Genomic DNA, 24,185 nt, shown 5'->3' with positions numbered 1-24,185 from the left:
CGGATGGATGTGGTGACATGCTTCGGAGCGACCTGATCCAGCCGTTGTCCGATCTGATCGAGGCGCACGCCGCCAGGTCGGGGAACAAGGTCGCATTCCGCGACGACCGCCGGGCGGTCGGATACGCCGATCTGGCGGCGCGGACCCGTCGGCTGGCCGGTCACCTGGCGGCGGCCGGGGTCGCCCGGGGCGACCGGGTGGCCTTCTGCCTCGGCAACCGCGTGGAGACGGTGGAGACCTGGCTGGCCGTCACGCGGGCCGCCGCGGTCGGCGTGCCGGTGAACCCGCACAGCACCGACGCGGAACTGGCCCATCTGCTGGACGACTCCGGCGCGGTGCTGGTGGTCACCGACCCGCGTCACCTCGACCAGATGCTGCGGCTGCGTGCCACCCGGCCGGCCCTGCGGATCGTGGTCACCGGGGACAACCCGGTTCCGGACGGGGTCGTCGCCTGGCGCGACCTGGTCGACACCGAGCCGGCCGTGGGGGCCCGCGACGACCTGGGCCTCGACGAGGTGGCCTGGATGCTCTACACCTCCGGCACCACCGGCCGGCCCAAGGGTGTCCTTTCCACCCAGCGCACCTGCCTCTGGTCGGTCGCCGCCTGCTACGTGCCGATCCCCGGGCTCACCGCCGCCGACCGGGTGGTCTGGCCACTGCCGCTGTTCCACAGCCTCTCCCACATCGGGTGCGTGCTCAGCGTGACGGCGGTCGGGGCCACGGCCCGGCTCATCGACGGCTTCTCCGCCGACGACGTGCTGCGCGCGGTCGACGAGGACGAGGCCACCGTGCTCGCCGGTGTACCGGCGATGTACCACCACCTGGTCACCGCCGCCCGGGAGACCGGCTTCCGCGCCCCGGCCCTGCGGGTCTGCCTGGTCGGCGGGGCGATCACCACCGGCGCGCTGCGGCGGGCGTTCGACGAGGTCTTCGACGCGCCGCTGCTCGACGCGTACGGCAGCACGGAGACCTGCGGCTCGATCGCCGTCACCCGGCCGGAGCAGCCCTGGGTCGAGGGCTCCTGTGGACGCGCGGTGCCCGGCGTCGAGGTGCGCCTGGTCAGCCCGCAGACGGGTCTGGACGTGCCGACCGGCGCCGAGGGGGAGGTCTGGGTCAGCGGTCCGAGCGTCATGCTCGGCTACCACGGCCTGCCGGAGGTCACCGCCGCGGCCCTGCGCGACGGCTGGTACCGCACCGGTGACCTGGCCCGCCGCGATGCCGACGGCAACATCTTCGTCACCGGCCGCCACCAGGAGCTGATCATCCGGGGCGGGGAGAAGATCCACCCGGGCGAGGTGGAGGAGGCGCTGCGCGCGGTGCCCGGCGTCGCCGACGTGGCGGTGACCGGCCGGCCGCACGAGGTGCTCGGCGAGGTGCCGGTGGCGTTCGTGGTGCAGGGGCCGGAGGGCTTCGACCCCCGTGCCGGGTACGCGGCCTGCCGGGAGAGGCTCAGCTACCACAAGGTCCCCGAGGCGCTGTACGAGATCGGGCAGGTGCCCCGCACCGCGTCCGGCAAGGTCACCCGCCGGCTCCTGCTCGACGGGCCGGCCCGGCTGCGGGCGGTCAACGGCAGCCACCACGAGGCGCTCAGCCTGCTCGCCTGGCGACCGCTGGACCTGACCGCCGTACCGCCGGTGGCGGCGCCCGTACCGGCGGCCGCGCAGGACGCCGCCGCCCCGGCCCGCCGCTGGGCGCTCGTCGGCGCCGGGAGCGAGCCGCTGGTGGAGCCGCTGCGCGCGGCGTCGCCGGGGGAGCGGTTCCGGGCCCACCGGGATCTGGCCACCCTGCGCGAGACTCCCGACGCGCCCGACGTGACGGTGCTGCTGGCCGGGCCGGCCGACGCCGACGCGGCGGACCTCGCCGACCGGCTGCGTGGCTGGCTCGACGACGACCGCTTCGCCGGCACCCGGCTGATGCTGCTGACCGGCCCGGCCGGCGACGCGGCCAACGGCCCCGGTACGAGCGGTGCCGGCAGCGCGGGCGACGCCCCCGCGCGAGACGCCTCCGCGGGCGAGGCCACTGCGGGAGACGTCGCCGGGGGAGCCGCCACTGGGGGCGACGCCGCCGGCTGGCCCGGGCCCGATCCGGCGGCCGGCGCCGTCTGGGCGGTCGGGCGCAGCCTGCAGGCCGCGTACCCGGACCGGATCGTGCTGGTCGACCACGACGCGGCGGACCGCTCGCTCGCCCTGCTGCCCGCCGTCGTGGACGCCGGCGCCGCGCAGGTCGCCCTGCGGGCCGGGGCGGCCCGGCACGCGGCCCTCGTGCCCGCCCCGGCGACCGTGCCGGGACGGCCGGCGACCGTGGCCGACCCGGAGCGCCCCGTCCTGGTCACCGGCGCCGACGGACCGACCGGCGCCGCGCTGGCCCGGCACCTCGTCGCCGCGCACCGCGCCCGCCGGCTGCGGCTGCTGCACGCTGGCGCGACACCCGCCCCGGCCCTGGCGGACCTGGCCGCCGAACTCACCGCCGCCGGTGCGGAAGCCGTTCCGCTGCCCGCCGAGCGGGCGGGCGACGAGGCGTTCGGCGCCGTCTTCCTCTGCCCGTGCGACGACGACCTGGCCGACGCCGAGGGCGCAGTCCGGCTGCTCGGCCTCGCCGCGACGCTGGACGCCGCGGGCCGGCACCCGGGGGCGGCGGCGTTCACCGTCCTCGCGCCGTCCGCCCTGCTGCTGGGTGCGGCGGGCCGGGAACGCGCCGCCTCGGCCGTCGGGGCCCTGCACGCCCTGGTCGCCCGCCGCCGGGCCGCCGATCACCCGGCCCGGCTCGTCGGCACGACCGCGCCCGCCGAGCGCGGGCCGGCGGCGACCGGACCCGCAGCGGGCACCGCGTCGGCGGCCGTACGTGCCGACCTCGCCGCGTTCGACGTGGCCCACGACGGCGCCGACATGGTCGTGCTCGCCCGCCCGGCGGGCCACGCCGACGCCGCGCACCCCGCCTGGCGCGGGCCCGTGGCCGAGCCCGGCGACTCCACGGACGACCGGGACGCCGCCGAGCTGCGCCGCCGGCTGGCCGGGCTCACCACCGCCGAGGGGGACCGGCTCGTGCTCGACCTGGTCCGCGCCGCCACCGCGCAGGTGGCCGGGCTGCCCGACCCGGCCGCGGTCCGCCCCGGCCGCGCCTTCAAGGAGCTCGGCTTCACCTCGGTCGCGGCGGTTGCGTTGCGCGACCGGCTGGCCCGGGCCACCGGGGTACGGCTCTCCGCCACGGCCGCGTTCGACCGGCCCAGCCCCCAGGCCCTCGCCCGGCACCTCGCCGCCCGGCTGCGCGGTGCCGTCCCGCCGGCCACTCGCACGACCGGCCGGTCGGTACCTTCGTCAACGGTGGACGATCCGGTGGCCGTCGTCGCCATGGCCTGCCGGCTCCCCGGCGGCGTCGCCTCCCCCGAGGAGCTGTGGGAGCTGGTCGACCAGGGCCGGGAAGGGCTCACGGAGTTCCCCACGGACCGGGGCTGGGACCTGGCGAACCTGTTCTCCGACGACCCCGACCGCCCCGGCACCTCGTACGCCCGGGTGGGCGGCTTCCTCACCGGCGCCGCGGACTTCGACGCCACCCTGTTCGCGATCAGCCCGCGCGAGGCGCTCGCCATGGACCCGCAGCAGCGGCTGCTGCTGGAGACGTCCTGGGAACTGTTCGAGCGGGCCGGCATCGACCCCACCTCGCTGCGCGGCAGCGCCACGGGCGTCTTCACCGGCGTCATGCACCACGACTACGCCGCGAACCTGCGCCAGGCGCCGCCCGGCACCGAGGGCCACCTCGGCGTCGGCACCGCCGGCAGCGTCGTCTCCGGCCGGGTCGCGTACGCGCTGGGGCTGGAGGGGCCGGCGGTCACCGTCGACACGGCGTGCTCGTCGTCGCTGGTGGCGCTGCACCTGGCCGCCCAGGCGCTGCGCGCCGGGGACTGCTCGCTCGCCGTGGCCGGCGGCGTGGCGGTGATGGGCACCCCGCAGGCGTTCGTGGAGTTCAGCCGGCAGCGCGGGCTCGCCCCGGACGGCCGGTGCAAGGCGTTCGCCGACGGCGCCGACGGCACCGGCTGGTCCGAGGGCGTCGCCGTGCTGCTGCTGGAACGGCTCTCCGACGCCCGCCGGCACGGGCACCCCGTCCTCGCCGTGCTGCGCGGCTCCGCCGTCAACTCCGACGGCGCGTCCAACGGGCTGACCGCCCCCAACGGGCCCGCCCAGGAGCGGGTCATCCGCCGGGCGCTGGACGCGGCCGGGCTCTCCACCGCCGACGTGGACGCCGTCGAGGCGCACGGCACCGGCACGTCCCTCGGCGACCCGATCGAGGCGCAGGCGCTGCTCGCCACGTACGGGGTGGGCCGCGGTGACGCCGAACCGCTGCGGCTGGGCTCGCTGAAGTCCAACCTGGGCCACACCCAGGCCGCCGCCGGGGCCGCCGGGGTCATCAAGATGGTGCTCGCGATGCGGCACGGGACACTGCCGCGCACCCTGCACGTGGACGCCCCGACGTCCGAGGTGGACTGGTCCGCCGGCGCGGTCGAGGTGCTCACCGAGGCCCGCCCGTGGCCCGAGGTACACCGGCCCCGCCGGGCCGGCGTCTCGTCGTTCGGCATCAGCGGCACCAACGCCCACGTCATCGTCGAGGCCCCCGCCGATCCGCCTACCGCCGCCGGCGACGCCGCCCGGCAGTCGCCGCCCGCCACCGCGGCAGCGCGGCCGTCGACCGGCACCGCTCGGCCGCCCGTACCGTGGCTGCTCGCGGCTGCCTCCGGCGAGGCGCTGCGTGACCAGGCGGCCCGCCTGCTGGCCTGGCTCGACGGGCCGGGGGCGCACGCCGACCCGGCCGACGCCGGGCACGCCCTCGCCACCACCCGCGCCGCGCTCGAACACCGGGCCGTGGTGCTGGTGGACGACGCGGAGTCCGCCCGGACGGGGCTCGGCGCGCTGGCCCGCGGCGGACCGGACCCGGGCCTGCCGGGCGTGCTGACCGGCCGGGTCGTCGACGGCCGACTCGGCCTGCTCTTCGGTGGGCAGGGCGGCCAGCGCGCCGGCATGGGCCACGAGCTGCACGCGGCGTACCCCGTCTTCGCGGCAGCCTTCGACGCGGCCTGCGCCGAACTCGACCGCTGCCTCGCCGGCCACGCCCTGCTCCCCGTCGCGGACGTCGTCCTCGCGGCCGAGGGCACCGCAGCGGCCGACCTGCTCGACGAGACCCTGTACACCCAGCCGGGCCTGTTCGCCTTCGAGGTGGCGCTCTACCGCCTCCTGGAGCACTGGGGGATCCGCCCCGACGCGGTGCTCGGGCACTCCGTCGGCGAGCTTGCCGCCGCGCACGTGGCCGGGGTGTTCTCCCTCGCCGACGCGGCGGCGCTGGTCGCCGCCCGCGCCCGGCTGATGCAGCAGCTGCCCGCCGGGGGCGCGATGGTCGCCGTCGAGGCCGACGAGGCCGAGGTCGCCGCGCACCTGACCGACCGGGTGGGCCTCGCCGCCGTCAACGGCCCCACCAGCGTCGTCCTCTCCGGCGACACCGACGCGGTGCTGGCCGTCGCGGACACCCTGCGCGCGGCCGGGCGCCGCACCAGCCGGCTGCGGGTGTCGCACGCGTTCCACTCGCCGCGCATGGACCCGATGCTCGACGAGTTCCGCGCGGTCGCGGCCGGTCTCACGTACCGCACCCCGCACCTGCCGGTGGTGTCCAACCTGACCGGCCACCCCGTCGACCCGGCCCGGCTCTGCTCGCCCGAGCACTGGGTGGCGCACGTGCGGGGCACCGTCCGCTTCCACGACGGCGTACGGGCCCTGCACGGGCAGGGCGTCACCACATTCCTGGAGATCGGCCCGGCCGGTGTGCTCACCGCGATGGCCCAGGACTGCCTCGTCGCCGAGGCCGACGAGCTGGCCTTCGTCCCCGCCGTACGGGGCACCGCAGGGGAGGTCGAGGCGCTGCTCGCCGCCGTGGCGCGGCTGCACGTGCGGGGCGTCGCGGTGGACCGTGCCGCCCTCGCCGGCCCCGGCCCGCACCGCCGCGTCGACCTGCCCACGTACGCCTTCCAACGCCGGCACTACTGGCTGCCCGCTCCCACCGGCGCAGGCGGTCCCGTCGGCGCCGGACTGGCCGACGCGGGGCATCCGCTGCTCGGCGGCCTGCTGGCGGTCGCCGGCACCGGGCAGGTGGTCTGCACCGGGCAGATCGCCACGGCCACCTCGCCGTGGCTGGCCGCGCCCGGCGACGGCACGGCGCCGCTGCTGCCCGCCACCGCCCTGCTGGACATGCTCACCCACCTCGGCGACCAGCTCGGCGCCCCGAGCGTGCGGCGGCTGCGCGTGCCCGAGCCGGTTCCGCTGCCCGCCGAGGCCGCCCTCGAGGTGCAGATCGACGTGGGCGCGCCGGACGAGCACGGACGCCGGGTGGCGCGCTGTCACGTCCGGGCCGGCGAGGGGCAGCCCTGGCGGGAGGCCGCCGAGGCGGTGCTCGCACCCGTCGACCCGGAGAGCGGCCGGGGTGCCCTCGCCCCCGTCTGGCCCCCTGCCGGGGCCCGGCCGGTGGACCTGAGCGCCCCGCCGCACCGCGCGCTGGCCGGGGAGCTGGCCCGCGCCGCGTGGGTCGCCGCCGATCGGCTCTACGTCGACGTACGCCTGCCCGACGACGCCCGCGACCCGGACGCCGAGCGGTACGGCGTGCACCCGCTGGTGCTGGAGGCGGCCCTGCGCCTGCTCCCGCTCGCCGGCTTCGCGTCGGTCGCCGACGCCGGGCCCACCGCCCGGCTGCTGCCCTCCGAGTGGGCGGGCGTGCGCCGCCACGCCGTCGGGGCGCACGCGCTGCGCGTCTGCCTGGCCCCCGCCGGGGCGGACGCGGTGACGCTGAGCGCCGTCGACGACGCGGGCGGGCCCGTGCTCGACGCCGACCGGGTGGTGCTGCGGCCGGTGGACCTGCCGTCCGCCGACGCGCCGGCGCCGGCGGCCACCCCCGCCGGGCTGTACGCCGTCGACTGGCTGCCCGCCGCGTTCCCGGCGACCCCGGCGCCCTCCTGGACGCTCGCCGACGGCACGCCGCCGGACGGGCCGCTGCCGCCGCTGCTGGTGCTGCGGGTCGGCGACGGCGAGCCGGGCCGGCCGGTGCCCGATCGGGCGCACGCCGTCGGCCTCGCCGTGCTCGACGTGCTCCAGACCTGGCTGGCCGACCCCCGCGCGGAGACCACCCGCCTGGCCCTCGCCGTGCGCGACGGCGACCCGGTGCACGCCCCCGTGGCCGGGCTGCTCCGCGTCGCCCAGGCCGAACAGCCCGACCGTTTCCTCCTGCTCAGCCTCGACACCACCGACGACGCCGCCATCCGTTCGGCGCTGGCCGCCGCCGACGACGAACCCGAGGTGGCCGTCCGCGACGGCCGCGCGCTGCTGCCCCGCCTCCGTCCCGTCGAGCGGCCCCCGGCCGGCGCGCCGCTCGCGGCCCTGGCCGGCGGCACCGTGCTCCTCACCGGAGGCACCGGCGGGATCGGCCGGCACGTCGCCACCCACCTCGCCACCGCGCACGGCGTCACCGAGCTGGTGCTGGTCAGCCGCAGCGGCCGGGCCGACGACTGGACGACCGCGCTGACCGACGCCGGCGTCACAGTGCGGGTGGTCGCGGCCGACGTCGCCGACCGGGCGGCGCTCGCCGAGGTCGTCGCCCCGCTGGCCGACCGGCTCGTCGCCGTCGTGCACGCCGCCGGGGCCACCGACGACGCCCTGCTCACCGACCTCGACCCGACCCGCTGGGCCCGGACCCTGCGCGCCAAGGTGCACGGCGCCTGGCACCTGCACGAGCTCACCGCCGGCCTCGACCTGACCGCGTTCGTGCTCTTCTCCTCGGCCGCCGCCACCTTCGGCAGCCCTGGCCAGGGCAACTACGCGGCCGGCAACGCGTTCCTCGACGCGCTCGCCGCGCACCGCCGCGCCCAGGGCCGGCCGGCGAGCGCCCTGGCCTGGGGGCTGTGGGCCGCCGAGGACGGGATGGCCGGCCGGCTCAGCCCCGCCGACCTGGCCCGGCTCGCCCGCGGCGGCACCCGCCCCCTCGACACGGCCGCCGGGCTGGCGCTGTTCGACGCCGCCCTGCACGTGGACCGGCCGGCGCTCGTGCCGATCGGGCTCGACCTGGCCGCCGTACGGACCTCCGGAGAGGTGCCCGCCCTGCTGCGGGCGCTGCTGCCCCCGCCGCCCCGCCGGGCGGTCAACGCCGCCTCCGCGCCCGCCTCCGCGAAGGGCTTCGCCGACCGGCTGGCCGAACTCGCCGAGCCCGAGCGCGCCGAACTGCTGCTGGACCTCGTGCGTGCCCGGTGCGCCACAGTGGTCGGGCACAGCGGCCCCGAGCAGGTCGAGCCGCGCCGCCCGTTCAAGGACCTCGGCTTCGACTCGCTGATGGCCGTCGAGCTGAGCAACCGGCTCACCGCCGTCTCCGGGGTCCGGCTCGCCCCGCACGCCGTGTTCAACCACCCCACCCCCGAGTTGCTCGCCGCGCACCTGCACGCCCGGCTGCTCGGCACCGCCGCCACCGAGGTTGCCGACGCGAGCACCGTCGCCCTGGACGAGCCGGTCGCCATCGTCGCGATGGCCTGCCGCTTCCCCGGCGGGATCGGCTCCCCGGAGAAGCTGTGGCGGCTGCTCGACGCGGGCGACGACGTCATCGGCGACCTGCCCGACGACCGGGGCTGGCCGCTGGCCGACCTCCACGACCCGGTGCCCGGCACGCCCGGCCGGACGTACGTGCGCTCCGGCGGGTTCCTCACCGGCATCGCCGACTTCGACGCCGAGTTCTTCGGCATCAGCCCCCGCGAGGCCCTCGCCATGGATCCGCAGCACCGGCTGCTGCTGGAGACCTCCTGGGAGGCGCTGGAACGCGGTGGCATCGACCCGGCCACCCTGCGGGGCAGCCGCACCGGCGTCTTCGCCGGCACCCACGGGCAGGACTACGCCGACCGGGTCGCCCCCGGTGTCGTCTCCGACGACGGCGAGGTCACCGCCGACGAGGGACACCTGCTGACCGGCACCGCCGGCAGCGTCCTCTCCGGCCGGGTCGCGTACGCGCTCGGGCTGGAGGGACCAGCGGTCACCGTCGACACCGCCTGCTCGGCGTCGCTGGTGGCGCTGCACCTGGCCGTCCAGGCGCTGCGCCAGGGCGACTGCGACCTGGCGCTGGCCGGTGGGGTGTCGGTGATGTCCACCCCGGCCGGGCTGACCGGCTTCAGCCGCCAGCGGGGTCTCGCCGCCGACGGGCGGTGCAAGGCGTTCGCCGAGGACGCCGACGGCTTCGGCATGTCCGAGGGCGTCGGGATGCTGGTGGTGGAGCGGCTCTCCGAGGCCCGCCGCCGGGGCCACCCCGTGCTGGCCGTCGTGCGCGGCTCGGCGGTCAACTCCGACGGCGCGTCGAACGGGCTGACCGCGCCGAACGGGCCGTCGCAGGAACGGGTCATCAAGGCCGCGCTGGGCGCCGCCGGGCTGAGTGCCGCCGACGTGGACGTGGTGGAGGCGCACGGCACCGGCACGTCGCTCGGCGACCCCATCGAGGCGGAAGCGATCCTCGCCACGTACGGGCAGCGCCCGGCCGGCGCCGCGCCGGTGCTGCTCGGCTCGGTCAAGTCCAACCTCGGGCACACCCAGGCCGCGGCCGGCGTCGCCGGCGTGCTCAAGATGGTCCTCGCCATGCGGCACGGGCGGCTGCCCCGCACCCTGCACGCCGAGCGCCGCAGCTCGCGGATCGACTGGGACTCGGGAGCGGTGCAGCTGCTCACCGAGGCCCGCCCGTGGCCGGCGGCGGACCGGCCGGTGCGCGCCGGCGTCTCGTCGTTCGGCATCAGCGGCACCAACGCCCACGTGATCGTCGAGTCGGTCGCCGAGACGCCGCCGGAGGCCGCCGAATCCGAGCCGCCGCAGGAGCGCGCGCTGCCGTGGCTGCTGTCGGCGCGTACCCCGCAGGCGCTCGCCGGCCAGGCGCGGCGGCTGCGGGAGCACCTCGCCGCCCGGCCCGACCAGCGGCCCCTCGACGTGACGTGGTCGCTGGCCACCAGCCGGGGCACCTTCGACTCCCGGGCGGTGCTGGTCGCCGCGTCCGCGCAGCGGGTCGCCGACGCCCTCGACGCGCTCGTCGAGGGCCGGCCCGACCCGGCGGTCACGCGCGGCGAGGCGCAGCCCACGGGCCGGTGCGTCTTCGTCTTCCCCGGGCAGGGCTCCCAGTGGCTCGGCATGGGGTTGGACCTGCTCGACCAGGCCCCCGTGTTCGCCGAACGCATGGCGGCCTGCGACGCGGCGCTGCGGCCGTACCTGGACTGGTCGCTGCTGGACGTGCTGCGCCAGGTGCCGGGCGCGCCCGGCCTCGACGAGGTCGACGTCGTGCAGCCCGCCCTGTTCGCGATGATGGTGTCGCTGGCCGAGCTGTGGCGCTCGTACGGCGTGCAGCCGGCCGCCGTGGTCGGCCACTCGCAGGGCGAGATCGCCGCCGCCTGCGTCGCCGGGGTGCTCTCCCTGCCCGACGCGGCGCGGGTGGTGGCGCTGCGCAGCCGCGCGCTACGGGCTCTGGCCGGGCACGGGGCGATGGCCTCCGTCGCGCTGCCCGCCGACACGGTCCGCGACCGGATCGCCCGCTTCGGCGAGCGGATCTCGGTCGCCGCCGTGAACGGGCCGGCCGCCGTCGTGGTCTCCGGCCAGCCGGAGGCGGTCGAGGAGCTGCTCGCCGAGCTGGCCGGCGAGCAGGCCCGGGTGCGGCGCATCGCCGTCGACTACGCCTCCCACTCCGCCCAGGTGGAACGCATCCGCGACGAGCTGGCCGAGGTGCTGGCCGGCATCACCCCCGGCCCGGCCGCCGTGCCGCTGTTCTCCACCACCGACCTGCGCTGGCTCGACGGCGAGGAGATGGGGCCCGACTACTGGTACCGCAACCTGCGCCGGCCCGTCGAGCTGGAACGGGCGATCCGCGTGCTGGCCGGCGAGGGCCACGACGCGTACGTCGAGTGCAGTCCGCACCCGGTGCTCACCGTCGGCGTGGAGGAGACCCTCGCCGACCACGACGGCGATGCCGTGGTGGTCGGCTCGCTGCAACGGGACCAGGGCGGCCGGGAGCGGTTCCTGCTCTCGCTTTCCCAGCTCCACGTGTCCGGTGTCGCGGTGGACTGGCGGCCCGCACTGGCCGGCGGCCGGCGCGTCGACCTGCCCACGTACGCGTTCGCCCACCGCCGCTACTGGCCCCGGGCGGTCTCCGGCCCCGGCGACGTCGGCGCCGCCGGTCTGGACGCCGCCGGTCATCCGCTGCTCGGCGCGTCGGTCGTGCTGGCCGAGACGAGGGGCCACCTGTTCACCGGGCGGCTGTCGGCCGACGCGCAGCCGTGGCTGGCCGATCACCGGGTCACCGGCAGCGTGCTGGTGCCCGGCACCGGCCTGGTGGAGTTCTGCCTGCGCGCCGGCGACGAGGTCGGCCACCCGTTCCTCGACGAACTGGTCATCGAGGCCCCGCTGACCCTGCCCGCCGACGGCGCGACGCAGGTGCAGGTGGCGGTCGGCGCGGGCGCCGGCGACGGACGCCGCCCGGTGACCGTGCACTCCCGGCCCGCCGACGCGCCGGCGGGACAGCCGTGGACCCGGCACGCCAGCGCCACCCTGCGCGCCGACCAGCCCGCGGTGTCGCCGCAGCTCGCCGCCTGGCCGCCGCCCGACACCCGGCCCGTCGACCTGACCGGCTTCTACGCCGGCCTGGAAGCCGACGGGTACGCGTACGGGCCGGCGTTCCAGGGCCTGCGCGCGGTGTGGACCAGCGGCGACGAGGTCTACGCCGAGGTGGAACTGCCGGCGGCCCAGCGGGTCGACGCCGACCGGTACGGCCTGCACCCCGCCCTGTTCGACGCCGCCCTGCACGCCGCGCACTTCGGCGGCCTCGCCGGGGCCGGGGCCGGCCAGCTCCTGCTGCCGTTCGCCTGGAACGGTGTCAGCCTGCACGCCACCGGGGCGACCGCCCTGCGGGTACGGCTGACCCGGGTCGGGCCGCACGCCATCGCGCTGACCGTCGCCGATCCGACCGGCGCCCCGGTGGCCGAGGTGGCCGCCCTGACGATGCGCCCGATCTCCACCACCGAGCTGGCCGTCACCGACGACCGGGCCACCCGCGACGCCCTGTTCCGCGTCGACTGGACGCCGCTGCCGCCCGTCGAGTCGGCCACTCCGGTCGACGCCGTGGCCGTCGCCCCCGGCCTGGACAGGTTCCCGCTGTACCACGGGCTGGACGGGCTCGCCGACGCGGTGGACGCCGGACTGGCCCGGCCCGGGGCGGTGCTCGTGCCGCTCGACGCGGACCCCGCGCAGCCCACCCCCCGCGCGGCGCGCCACGCCGCCGTGCGGGCCCTCGACCTGGTCCGGCGCTGGCTCACCGAGCCCTGCTGGGCGGCGTCGCGGCTGCTGCTGGTGACCCGGGGCGCGGTGGCCGTGCACCACGCCGGCGAGGTGACCGACCCGGCCGCCGCGGCGGCGTGGGGCCTGGTGCGCTCCGCCCAGTCGGAGAATCCGGGCCAGATCGTCGTCGTCGACGTCGACGGCGACGGGATCGGCCCCGACGAGGTGGCCGCCCTGCTGGCGGCGGACGAGCCGCAGGCCGCGATCCGGGTCGGCACCGCGTACGTGCCGCGTCTGGCGCGGGCCGGGTCGGCCGGTGAGCTGCCCGTACCGCCCGCCGCCGCGTGGCGGCTGGACGCGCCGGTGCGCGGCAGCCTGGAGAACCTCACCCTGGTCCGCACCGACGCCGCCGACACCGCGCTCGGCCCCCGCGAGGTCCGGGTACGCGTCCGTGCCGCCGGCCTCAACTTCCGCGACGTGCTCAACGCGCTCGGCCTCTACCCGGGCGACGCGGGACCGCTCGGCGGCGAGGGCGCCGGCGAGGTCGTCGAGGTGGGCGCCGAGGTGACAGACCTGCGCCCCGGCGACCGCGTGTTCGGGGTCTTCGTGGGCTGCTTCGGGCCCGTCGCGGTCACCGACCGCCGCCTGCTGGCCCCGATGCCGGCCGGCTGGTCGTACGTCGAGGCCGCGTCTGTGCCGGTGGTCTTCCTGACCGCATACCACGGTCTGGTCAACCTGGCCGGGCTCACCCGTGGCGAGTCGGTGCTGGTGCACGCGGCGGCCGGCGGCGTCGGCATGGCCGCCGTGCAGCTCGCCCGCCACCTCGGGGCCGAGGTGTACGCCACCGCCAGCCCTGCCAAGTGGGACGCCCTGCGCGCGCTCGGTCTCGACGAGGAGCACCTGGCCTCGTCCCGGACCCTCGACTTCGAGTCCCGCTTCACCGACGCCACCGGCGGCCGGGGCGTTGACGTCGTGCTGGACTCGCTGGCCCGCGAGTTCGTCGACGCCTCGCTGCGGCTGCTGCCGCGCGGCGGGCGGTTCGTCGAGATGGGCAAGACCGACATCCGCGACGCCGCCCGCGTCGCCGTCGACCATCCGGGGGTGGCCTACACCGCCTTCGACCTGACCCTGGAGGAGCCCGACGAGGTGCAGCGCATGCTGGTCGTCCTGCTGGGGCTCTTCGAACGGGGGACGCTCACCCCGCTGCCCACCCAGGTGTGGGACGTCCGCCAGGCGCCGGAGGCGTTCCGGCACGTCAGCCAGGCCCGGCACGTCGGCAAGGTGGTGCTCACCATGCCCCGGGCGTGGAACCCCGACGGTACGGTGCTGCTGACCGGCGGCACCGGGACTCTGGGCCGGCTGGTCGCCCGGCGGCTGGTCGAGACGCACGGCGTACGGCGGCTGCTGCTGGTCAGCCGCCGCGGCGAGCGGGCCCCCGGCGCGACCGAGGCGCTCGACGAACTGCGGGCCCTGGGGGTCGAGGCCATGGTGGTGGCGGCCGACGTGTCCGACCGCGACAACCTCGCCGGGGTGCTGGCTGCGGTACCGGAGCGGCACCCGTTGACCGCCGTCGTGCACCTCGCGGGGGTGCTCGACGACGGGGTGGTCACCGCCCTCACCCCGCAGCGCGTCGACAAGGTCTTCGCGCCGAAGCTCGACGCCGCGTGGCACCTGCACGAGCTCACCCGCCACCTCGACCTCGCCGGGTTCGTGCTCTTCTCCTCCGGTGCCGGAGTCTTCGGCGTACCCGGTCAGGCCAACTACGCGGCGGCCAACGCGTTCCTCGACGCGCTCGCCCTGGCCCGCCGTGCGGAGGGGCTGCCGGGCCGGTCGTTCGCCTGGGGGCTGTGGGAGCAGGCCAGCGAGATGACCGCCAAGCTGGACCGGACCGATCCCCGGATCACCGCCCGTGACGGGCAGCTCGCCATCCCGTCCGAGCTGGGCATGGCCCTGTTCGACGCGGGCCTGCGGCTGGCCGAGCCGGTGCTGGTGCCGACGAGGATCGACGTCGCCGCGCTCGGCGAGCGGGCCGAGCGGCCCCCGGCGCTGCTGCGCGGGCTGCTGCGCCGGGAGCGGCCGACGGCGCGGGCGGCCACCCCGACCGGCGGCGGGCGCACGCTCGCCGACGAACTGGCGGCGCTGGACGGGCCCGAGCGCCACACCCTCGTGGTCGACCTGGTACGCGACCAGGCGGCGAGCGTGCTCGGGCACGGCAGCCGGGTGGCGGTGGCCCCGGGCCGGGCGTTCAGCCAGATCGGCTTCGACTCACTGACCGCCGTCGAGCTGCGCAACCGGCTGACCACGGCCACCGGCCTGCGCCTGCCGGCCACGCTGATCTTCGACTACCCGGACCCGAACGAGCTGGCCACGTACCTGGTGTCCGAGCTGGCGCCGGACACCGGACCGGCGGCCCCGCCGGTCCTCGCGGACCTGGAGAACCTGGAGCGCTCGCTGGCCGAGGCCACTGTGGAACCGGAGCTGCACGACCAGATCGGGTCGCGCCTGGAGGTGCTGATCGCCAAGTGGCGGACGATGCGCGCCGGCACGGGCGGCGATCCCGACCTCGATCTCGAACTGGCCAGCGACGACGACCTGTTCGATCTCATCGACTCCGAACTCGGTATCTGATGGCCGTCCGGCCGCCCCGCACGCCGCAAGCCCACCCCGTGTCCGACCGACCCCCGAGGAACCGATACCGATGCTGACGACCGACGTCCTGATCGTGGGCTACGGCCCCGTCGGTGAGATGCTCACGATCCTGCTGGCGCAGCGAGGGCTCACCGTCACGGCGGTCGAGCGGTGGGCAACCCCGTACAACTTCCCCCGCGCGGTGTCGTACGACGGGGAGGCGAGCCGTGTCCTGGCCGCCGCCGGCGTCGCCGACCGCCTCGGCCCGGTGGTGGAGTCGTCCGGCGAGTACACCTTCAAGAACGGCTTCGGCCGGACCCTGCTGCACGTCAAGGTCACCGGCGACGGCCCGATGGGCTGGCCGGACTCGGTCTCGTTCTACCAGCCGGGACTGGAGGCGCTGCTCGCCGAGCGGGGCGCGGAGCTGCCGGGTGTCACGGTGCTGCGCCCGTACCAGGTGACGGGCCTGGTCGAGCACGACGACCGGGTCGAGGTGACCATCGCCGGCCCGGACGGCGAGGAGGTCCGCGCGGCCCGCTGGGTCATCGGCTGCGACGGGGCCAACAGCTTCGTGCGGGAGCACCTGGGCAGCGGCGTCACCGACCTCGGCTTCACGTACGACTGGCTGGTCTGCGACGTGGTCCCGCACGAGGCCCGCGAGTTCAAGCCGAACAACCTGCAGGTCTGCGACCCGGCGCGGCCCCGCACGGCCGTTTCGGCCGGCCCGGGGCACCGGCGGTGGGAGTTCATGCGGGTGCCGGGGGAGAGCCGCGAGGAGTTCGAGAGCACCGCCAGCGTGTGGCGGCTGCTCGGCCTCTTCGACATCACCCCCGACAACGCCACCCTGGAGCGGTACGGCGTCTACACCACCCAGGCGTGCTCGGCCGGGCGCTGGCGTTCCGGGCGGATCCTGCTCGCCGGCGACGCGGCGCACGTGATGCCGCCGTTCATGGGGCAGGGGATGAGTTCGGGCTTCCGCGACGCCCTCAACCTCGCCTGGAAGCTCGACCTGGTGCACCGCGGCCTCGCCGACGAGGCCCTGCTGGACACCTACCAGGAGGAGCGCTGCGCGCACGTGCAGCACGCCATCCGGATGTCCATGGACTCGGGCACGGTGATCTGCGAGACCGACCGCGCCGCCGCGGCCGGCCGCGACGCCGCGATGCTCGCCGAGCTGCGCCGGCGTACCGCCCGCCCGCGCACCCGGTCCCTCCTGGAGCCCCTGTCCGGCGGGATCCTGCACAGCGGCTGCGAGGCCGCCGGCGCCCCGATGCCGCAGGGCCGCGTCGAGGTCGACGGCCGCGCCGGGCTCTTCGACGAGGTCGTCGGCACCGGCTTCGTCCTGCTCTGCGCCGAGGATCCCGACGACCTGCTCGACGCCGACGCCCGGGCCTTCCTGGACGCGCTCGGCACGCGGGTCGTCCGGATCGTTCCCGCCGGCGCGCCCGTACCCGGATCCAGCGCCGCGCCGACCGCCTTCGACCTCGACGACGTGTACCTGCCCCACCTCAAGCGGTACGACGCGGTGGCGGTGCTCGTCCGGCCCGACTTCTACGTCTTCGGCACCGCCGCCGACCCGGCCGTTGTGCCCGCGCTCGTCGAGGATCTGCGCCGGCAGATCCGGCGCGGCTGATCGGCATCCACCCACCGGAAGGAACCGACATGTTCGAGAACCTGAAGATCGCCGGCCGGGCGATCCGCACGGTCTTCACCGCCGACCCCATCACCCGGGTCCGGCGCTTCTACGAGATCCAGTCGCCCGACGTGGAGTTCGCGGCCCGCCGTACCCACTACATGAACGTGGGCTACTGGTCCGACGGGGTCACCGACATCGACACGGCCGCCGACGCGCTGGCCGACAAGCTGGCCGACGCCGCCGGGCTGAAGCCGGACGACACCGTGCTCGACGTCGGCTTCGGCTACGGGGACCAGGACTTCAAGTGGCTGCGGGAGCGCCAGGTCGCCAAGGTGTACGGCCTGAACATCACCCCGCACCACGTCGAGGCGGCGCAGCGTCGGGCGCAGGAGGAAGGGCTCGCCGACCGGACCGACTTCCGGCTCGGCAGCGCCACCGAACTGCCCTTCGGGGACAACACCTTCGACCGGGTCGTCGCCCTGGAGTCCGCCTTCCACTTCTACCCGCGCAGCGCGTTCTTCGCCGAGGCGCTGCGGGTGCTGCGCCCGGGCGGCGTGCTCGCCACGGCCGACATCATCCCGGTCAGCGGCGACGTCGTCCGCGCCGCCATCCAGTCCGGCCCGCTGAGTTTCGTCAAGTTCAGCATCCCGAAGGAGAACTGGCACGACCGGGACACGTACCGGCAGCAGTTGGTCGAGGCCGGCTTCGCCAACCCGGAGGTCCGCTCGATCAAGGAGCAGACCTGGGAGGGCTGGCGGGCGTACATGGCCGAGCGGACCAACGACCCCGCGTTCCGGGCCGTCGTCAAGCCGGCCGTCCGCAAGAGCATGGCGGCCCACTGGAAGAACCAGGACCTCATGAAGCGTGAGCTGGCGCAGCTCGACTACGTGATCGCGGTCGGCCACAAGCGGTGACAGCGCGCACCGACGAGGGGCCCGTCCACCGGTCGTGACGACCGGTGGACGGGCCCCTCGTCCGGTGGGATCAGATCGCCGGCGCCGCGCTCAGGGCCGTCGAGATGGCCCGCAGGACCGCCGGCTGGTGCTCGGCCAGGAAGAAGTGCCCGCCCGGGTAGACCTTCAGGTCGAACGCTGCGGTGGTGTGGTCCGACCACGCCCGGGCCTCCTCGACCGTCGTCTTCGGGTCGTCGTCGCCGGTGAGGACGGTGATCGGGCAGCTCAGCGGCGGCCCCGCCCGGTAGGTGTACCGCTCGGCGGCCCGGTAGTCGTTGCGGATCGCCGGCAACGCGGCGCGCAGCATCTCCGGGTCCCCGAGGACGGCGGAGTTGGTGCCGCTCAGCTTCCGGACGTCGGCCAGCAGCCCCTCGTCGTCGAGCAGGTGCACCGTCTCGTGCCGTGACTTCGACGGCGCCCGGCGCCCGGAGGCGAACAGGTGCGCGACGCTGCCGCCGTCCTGCTCGATGAGCCGGGCGAGTTCGAAGCCGAGGCTGGCCCCCATGCTGTGCCCGAAGATGGCCAGCGGCTCGTCCCGCCAGGGCCGCAGCACGGTGAACACCTCGAGCGCGAGGTCGTGGATGTCGCCGATGCACTTCTCGTGGCGCCGGTCCTGCCGCCCCGGGTACTGGATCGACAGCACCTCCACGGCGGGGGAGAGAGCGCGGGACACCGGGAAGTAGAAGCTTGCCGACCCGCCGGCGTGGGGCAGGCACACCAACCGCCTCGCGCCGCCCGGAGCGGGGTGGAAGCGTCGCACCCACAAGCCGTTGTCGGTATCTGGCGTCGTCATCCTCTGGTGGTCCTTCCGGCGGCTGCGGTTGCCGACCGGATCGGCGCGGACCCGGTCGAGGCGACGCTAGTGCGACGGGTCGGGACCGGACACCCCTAGCTGGTCGGTTGCCTGGTTAGGGGTTGTCCGCGCTCGCGCGCAACCAATAGCTTCTCCCGGCAGATGGGGATCTGCGTGGCTCTCGGCCGAGCGAGCCGAACGACAGATACAGGTGTCGCCTGAGACTTCTGCGCATTCGTACCGTCGCTTACGTCGAGTCTCCGCCGTGAATCGCGATGGGCTGGGTTGATGGACACCGAAGAGAAGCTCCGGGAGTACCTGAAGAGAGTCACCGCCGACCTGCGGCGGACCCGGCAACGGCTCCGGGACGTCGAGGCCGACGCGCAGCAGCCCATCGCGATCGTCGGCATCGGCTGCCGGTTCCCCGGCGGGGTGCGCACCGCCGAGGAACTGTGGGCTCTCGTCGCGTCCGGCGGTGACGCGATCGCCTCCTTCCCCACCGACCGCGGCTGGGATCTCGACGCGCTCTACGACCCGGAGCGGTCCCGGCCGGGCACCTCCTCGGTCCGTGAGGGCGGATTCGTGGCCGACGCCGCCGAGTTCGACCCTCGGCTGTTCGGGGTCTCGCCGCGCGAGGCCCTTGCCATGGACCCGCAGCAGCGGCTGCTGCTGGAGACCGCGTGGGAGGCCGTCGAGACGGCGGGGATCGACCCCACAAGCCTGAAGGGCGCCCGGGTCGGGGTCTTCGCCGGCATGACCCACAGCGGGTACGCCCACCCGCCGGAGTCCCCGCCGGCGGGCGTGGAGGACTACCTCGGTCTCGGCAACGCGGGCAGCATCGCGTCGGGTCGGGTGGCGTACTCGTTCGGGTTCGAGGGGCCGGCGGTCACTGTGGACACGGCGTGTTCGTCGTCGCTTGTGGCGTTGCACCTGGCGGCGCAGGCGCTGCGGTCGGGGGAGTGCGATCTCGCGCTGGCCGGCGGCGTGACGGTGATGCCCACTCCCGCGGTGTTCGTCGACTTCACCCGGCAGGGCAACCTGTCCCCGGTGGCCCGGTGCCGGGCGTTCGCCGACGCGGCGGACGGCACGGCGCTCGCCGAGGGGGTCGGCGTGCTGGTGGTGCAGCGGTTGTCGGATGCGCGGCGTGAGGGTCGTCGGGTTCTGGCGGTGGTGCGGGGTTCGGCGGTGAATCAGGATGGTGCGTCGAATGGTTTGACGGCGCCGAACGGTCCGTCGCAGCAGCGGGTGATCCGGCAGGCTCTGGCGAATGCGCGGTTGTCGCCGTCGGACGTGGACGTGGTGGAGGCGCACGGTACGGGTACGACGTTGGGTGATCCGATCGAGGCGCAGGCGTTGTTGGCGACGTATGGGCAGGGTCGGGATGTGCCGTTGTTGTTGGGGTCGGTGAAGTCGAACATCGGTCACACGCAGGCCGCTGCCGGGGTGGCGGGTGTCATCAAGATGATTTTGGCGATGCGGCACGGGGTGGTGCCGGCGTCGTTGCACGTGGATGCCCCGTCGTCGCATGTGGATTGGTCGTCGGGTGCGGTGGAGCTGGCGACGCGGACGCGTGAGTGGCCGGGGGTGGGGCGTCCCCGGCGTGCGGGTGTGTCGTCGTTCGGTATCTCGGGGACGAATGCGCACGTGGTCCTGGAGCAGCCGGAGGCCGAAGCCGATCTCGAGCCCGTCGCGGTGCCGGTGGGTGTGCCGGTGCCGTGGGTGGTGTCGGGGCGTTCGGAGCGTGCTCTGGTGGGTCAGGCGTCGAGGTTGGCGTCGTTCGTGCCTGGGTCTGGCGTGTCGTCGTGGGATGTGTCGTGGTCGTTGGTGAGGTCGCGGGCGGCGTTGGAGTATCGGGCGGTGGTGTGGGGTTCGTCGGTGGACGAGCTGGTGGCGGGTCTGTCGGCTGTGGCCGAGGGCCGTTCGGTGGTGTCGGGTGTGGTGTCGGCGGGTCGTCGGGCGGTGTTGTTCACGGGTCAGGGTTCGCAGCGTGTGGGCATGGGCCGGGAGTTGTACGAGACGTTCCCGGTGTTCGCGAAGGCCTTCGACGGGGTGTGCGCGGGGTTCGATGGCCTGTTGCCGCGGGCGTTGCGGGAGGTCGTGTTCGCCGAGGCGGGTTCGGGTGAGGCCGCCCTGGTGGATCAGACGGTGTTCACACAGGCGGGGTTGTTCGCGGTGGAGGTGGCGTTGTGGGAGTTGTTGTCGTCGTGGGGGGTGCGGGCGGATTTTGTGGCGGGTCATTCGATCGGTGAGGTGACGGCGGCGTACGTGGCGGGGATGTTGTCGTTGGCGGATGCGTGTGTGTTGGTGGCGGCGCGGGGTCGGTTGATGCAGGCGTTGCCGGCCGGTGGGGTGATGGCGGCGGTGGGTGCGTCGGAGGAGGCTGTCGCCGAGCTGATCGCGTCGACTGGTGTGGGTGTGGATGTGGCGGCGGTGAACGGTCCGGCGTCGGTGGTGGTGTCGGGTGCTGCGGGTGAGGTCGCTTCGGTGGTGGCGGTCTGCCGGGAGCGGGGTTGGCGGACGAGGGAACTGTCGGTGAGTCACGCGTTTCATTCGCGGTTGATGGAGCCGATGCTGGAGGAGTTCGCGTCGGTGGTGGCGGGGCTGGACTGGCGGGTGCCGCGGGTGCCGGTGGTGTCGAACGTGTCGGGCGCGGTGGCGGACGCGGCGGAGCTGACCGACCCGGGCTACTGGGTGCGGCACGTACGCCAGCCGGTACGGTTCGCCGACGCGGTGCGCACCCTCCACCAGCAGGACGTCACCCAGTTCCTGGAGGTCGGCCCCGACGCCGTACTCACCGCCATGGCGCAGGACTGCGTCGAGACGGCCGGCGAAGTCCGGTTCACCGCCACGATGCGTGCCGGGCACTCCGAGGCCGACACGCTGCGCACCGCCCTCGCCGAGCGGTACGTCACCGGCGGCCACGTCGACTGGACCGGATATCTCGCCGCCCTCGACGGGTCCGGCCCCGAGCGGGCAGCCGAGGCACGCCCCCGCGTCATCGCCCTGCCCACGTACGCCTTCGACCAGCAGCGCTACTGGCTCAACGCCAGCGCGGGGGTCGAGACGGTGCCCGGGCTCGGTGTCCGCCCCGTCGACCACGCACTGCTCGGCGCCGCCGTACGCGTCGCCGACGACGACGTACGGGTCTTCGGCACCGAACTCTCCGTACTGACACACCCGTGGCTCGCCGAACACGTCGTCTGGGACTCGGTGGTGGTGCCCGGCGCCGCCCTGGTCGAGATGGTCCTGCACGCGGGCGCGCAGGTCGGCTGCGACACCCTCGACGAGCTGACCCTCCAGGCCCCGCTGGCGCTCGCCGAGGACGGCACCCGGGCGGTGCAGGTGAAGCTGGGCGCGGCGGACGAGGACGGTCGCCGGACGGTCACCATCCACTCCCGCGCCGCCGCCGACCCGGACGGCGAGTGGGACCGCCACGCGGCGGGCGTCCTCGCTCCCGCCGCATCGCAGCCCGACCGGTCCGATCCGGCGCCGTGGCCGCCCAGCGCCGCCACCGCCGTCGCGGTCGACGGGATCTACACCGAGCTGTCCCGAATGGGCGTCGAGTACGGCCCCCTCTTCCGTGGCCTGCGCGCCGTCTGGCGCACCGGCGACGAGGTGTGCGCCGAGGTGGCGGTGCCCGACGGCACCGAGGTCGCCGGCTTCGGCCTGCATCCCGCCCTGCTGGACGCTGCGCTGCACGTCGTCGGCCTGCTCGACTCCGACGCGGAGGACACCTCCGGCGTACGCCTGCCCTTCGCCTGGACCGGCGTCACCCTCTCGGCGGTCGGCGCGACCGCGCTGCGGGTACGCGCCCGGCGCAGCGGCGGCGGCGTGGCCCTGACCCTGACCGACCCGGCCGGCGCCCCCGTAGCCCGGATCGACTCCCTGGTCTCCCGCCCCGTCACCGCCGACCAGGTGCGCGGCGGTGACTCCGCAGCCGACCCGCTGTACGCCGTCAACTGGCAGAGCGTGCGGCCGGGTACCCCGGCGACCGTCCGGGTGGTGCTCCTCGGCGACGCGCCGTCCGACCTGTCCGAGATCGCCAGTTACAGGCTCGCCGAGCTGGCGGAGGCGGTCGACTCCGGCCGGATCGACCCGGAACTGGTGCTGCTCGCCGCGTACGCCGACGACGAGGGCGCCCCGGTTCCCGCCGCGACGCGGAGCCGGCTCAACGCAGTGCTGGCCGCCGTCCAGGGCTGGCTCGCCGACGACCGGTTGGCGGAGCGGCGGCTGGTCGTGCTGACCCGCGGGGCCGTCGCCGCCGGCGACACCTGTCGTACGGGCGACCTGCCCGGCGCGGCGGTCTGGGGTCTGCTGCGCTCGGCCCAGGCGGAGCACCCCGACCGCTTCGTGCTCGTGGACCTCGACGAGGCGCGGCAGTCGGAGTCCTGCACGGTGGACCTGGTGGCCCGTGCGGTCGCCACCGGCGAACCCCAACTGGCGGTCCGGGACGAGCAGGTGCTGACGCCCCGGCTCGCGCCAGCCGTCCTCGACCCGGCGCCGGCCGCCGCCCTCGACCCCGACGGGACGGTCCTGGTCACCGGGGCCACCGGCGCCCTCGGCGGTCTGCTGGCCCGGCACCTGGTCAGTACGCACAAGGTGCGCCACCTGCTGCTGGTCAGCCGCCGCGGAACCGACACCCCCGGCGCGGCGGAGCTGCTCGCCGAGCTGACCGCGCTGGGTGCGCAGGCCCGCCTGGTCGCCGCCGACGTGGCGGACCGGGACCGCCTGGCCGCGGTGCTGGCCGACGTTCCCGCCGAGCACCCGCTCACCGGCGTGGTGCACGCCGCCGGCGTCCTCGACGACGCGGTGATCTCGGCGCTGACCCCCGGCCGGCTGTCAGCCGTTCTCTCCGCCAAGGCCGACGCCGCCTGGCACCTGCACGAGCTGACCCGATCGCGGCCGCTGGCGATGTTCGTCCTCTTCTCGTCGGTCGCCGGTGTCCTCGGCGGCCCCGGGCAGGGCAACTACGCCGCTGCGAACGCGTTCCTCGACGGCCTCGCCGGGCACCGGCACGCCTGCGGCCTCGCCGCCACGTCCCTGTCCTGGGGCCTCTGGGCCGCGGACAGCGGGATGACGGGCGCACTCGACGCCGCCCAGCGGCAGCGGATGAGCCGCAACGGCCTCAGCCCGCTCGGTACCGGCCAGGCGCTGCGTCTCTTCGACAACGGCCTCCACGGTGGACGCCCCCACCTGGTGCCGGCGCTGCTCGACCTCGCCGCGCTGCGCCGCCAGGCCGCCGCCGGCCAGCTTGCGGCGCCGCTGCGCGGCCTGGTGCGGGCCCGGCGGCGCGTCGTCGAGGGCCGCGGCGACGGCGGCCCGTCCTTCGCGCAGCGCCTCGCCGGCACGCCCGAGGCCGAACGCGGCCGGCTGGTGGAGGAACTGGTCAAGGCGCAGGTCATCGAGGTGCTCGGCTACCCGCCGGCCACCGTCGTGCCGTCCGGGCAGACGTTCACCGGCCTCGGCTTCGACTCGCTGACCGCCGTGGAGCTGCGCAACCGGCTGACCGCCCTCACCGGCATCCGGTTGCCGGCGAGCCTGATCTTCGACTGCCCCACGCCCGCCGCCCTCGCCGACTTCCTGCTGGTCGACGCCGCCCCGCCGAAGCCCGAATCAGGCCTGCTCGCCGAGCTGGACCGGCTGGAGGCCGCGTTCGCCGCGACCGCGCCGGAAGAGCTGGAGCGGCTGGCCGCCGACGACGAGACGCGTACCGCCGTGGCGGTCCGCCTCCGGGCGCTGGTCACCCGGTGGAGCGACACCACCGACCGGCCCGACGACGTCGGCCAGGCCCTCGACGACGCCTCGGACGACGAGCTGTTCGACTTCATCGACCAGAAGTTCGGCCGATCCTGACCATGAGTCCGCCGCTT

Annotated in this window: 5 protein-coding genes; 4 read left to right on the top strand and 1 reads right to left on the bottom strand. The window is 75.8% G+C overall.

What is annotated here, in order from left to right; all coding sequences use genetic code 11:
• The first annotated feature begins 17 nt into the window (after window positions 1-17).
• From KSK32_RS31635 to KSK32_RS31625, 3 genes are all read left to right on the top strand, one after another.
• Window positions 18-14,933 carry a type I polyketide synthase gene (locus tag KSK32_RS31635; protein WP_216935510.1) on the top strand — a complete coding sequence of 4,972 codons (14,916 nt, stop codon included), beginning with the start codon at window positions 18-20 and terminating at the stop codon, window positions 14,931-14,933.
• A 70-nt stretch (window positions 14,934-15,003) separates the two neighbouring features.
• Complete coding sequence (locus KSK32_RS31630) at window positions 15,004-16,566, top strand: bifunctional 3-(3-hydroxy-phenyl)propionate/3-hydroxycinnamic acid hydroxylase (protein WP_216935508.1); 1,563 nt, start codon at window positions 15,004-15,006, stop codon at window positions 16,564-16,566.
• A gap of 29 nt (window positions 16,567-16,595) precedes the next feature.
• Window positions 16,596-17,483 (top strand): class I SAM-dependent methyltransferase, encoded by an 888-nt coding sequence (locus tag KSK32_RS31625; RefSeq protein ID WP_116506946.1) that lies wholly within the window; start codon window positions 16,596-16,598, stop codon window positions 17,481-17,483.
• 70 nt (window positions 17,484-17,553) lie between these two features.
• Here the strand turns inward: KSK32_RS31625 and KSK32_RS31620 are convergent, their stop codons facing one another.
• Window positions 17,554-18,315 (bottom strand): thioesterase II family protein, encoded by a 762-nt coding sequence (locus KSK32_RS31620; RefSeq protein WP_289256455.1) that lies wholly within the window; start codon window positions 18,313-18,315, stop codon window positions 17,554-17,556.
• A gap of 285 nt (window positions 18,316-18,600) precedes the next feature.
• Between KSK32_RS31620 and KSK32_RS31615 the strand changes: the two genes are divergently transcribed.
• Window positions 18,601-24,168, top strand: coding sequence for a type I polyketide synthase (locus KSK32_RS31615; protein ID WP_216935506.1), 5,568 nt, complete (start codon window positions 18,601-18,603; stop codon window positions 24,166-24,168).
• The last annotated feature ends 17 nt before the right edge of the window (window positions 24,169-24,185 follow it).

This window comes from Micromonospora sp. WMMB482 (assembly GCF_019038635.1).
Classification (GTDB): domain Bacteria; phylum Actinomycetota; class Actinomycetes; order Mycobacteriales; family Micromonosporaceae; genus Micromonospora; species Micromonospora marina.
The sequence above is the reverse complement of the archived record's forward strand: the minus strand, read 5'-3'. Positions and strand labels throughout refer to the sequence as shown.

What these genes read in the sequence shown, in the direction of transcription:
- KSK32_RS31635 (WP_216935510.1), top strand. Translation starts at nt 18, where the DNA reads ATGCTTCGGAGCGACCTGATCCAGCCGTTGTCCGATCTGATCGAGGCG.
- KSK32_RS31630 (WP_216935508.1), top strand. Translation starts at nt 15,004, where the DNA reads ATGCTGACGACCGACGTCCTGATCGTGGGCTACGGCCCCGTCGGTGAG.
- KSK32_RS31620 (WP_289256455.1), bottom strand. Translation starts at nt 18,315, where the DNA reads ATGACGACGCCAGATACCGACAACGGCTTGTGGGTGCGACGCTTCCAC.
- KSK32_RS31625 (WP_116506946.1), top strand. Translation starts at nt 16,596, where the DNA reads ATGTTCGAGAACCTGAAGATCGCCGGCCGGGCGATCCGCACGGTCTTC.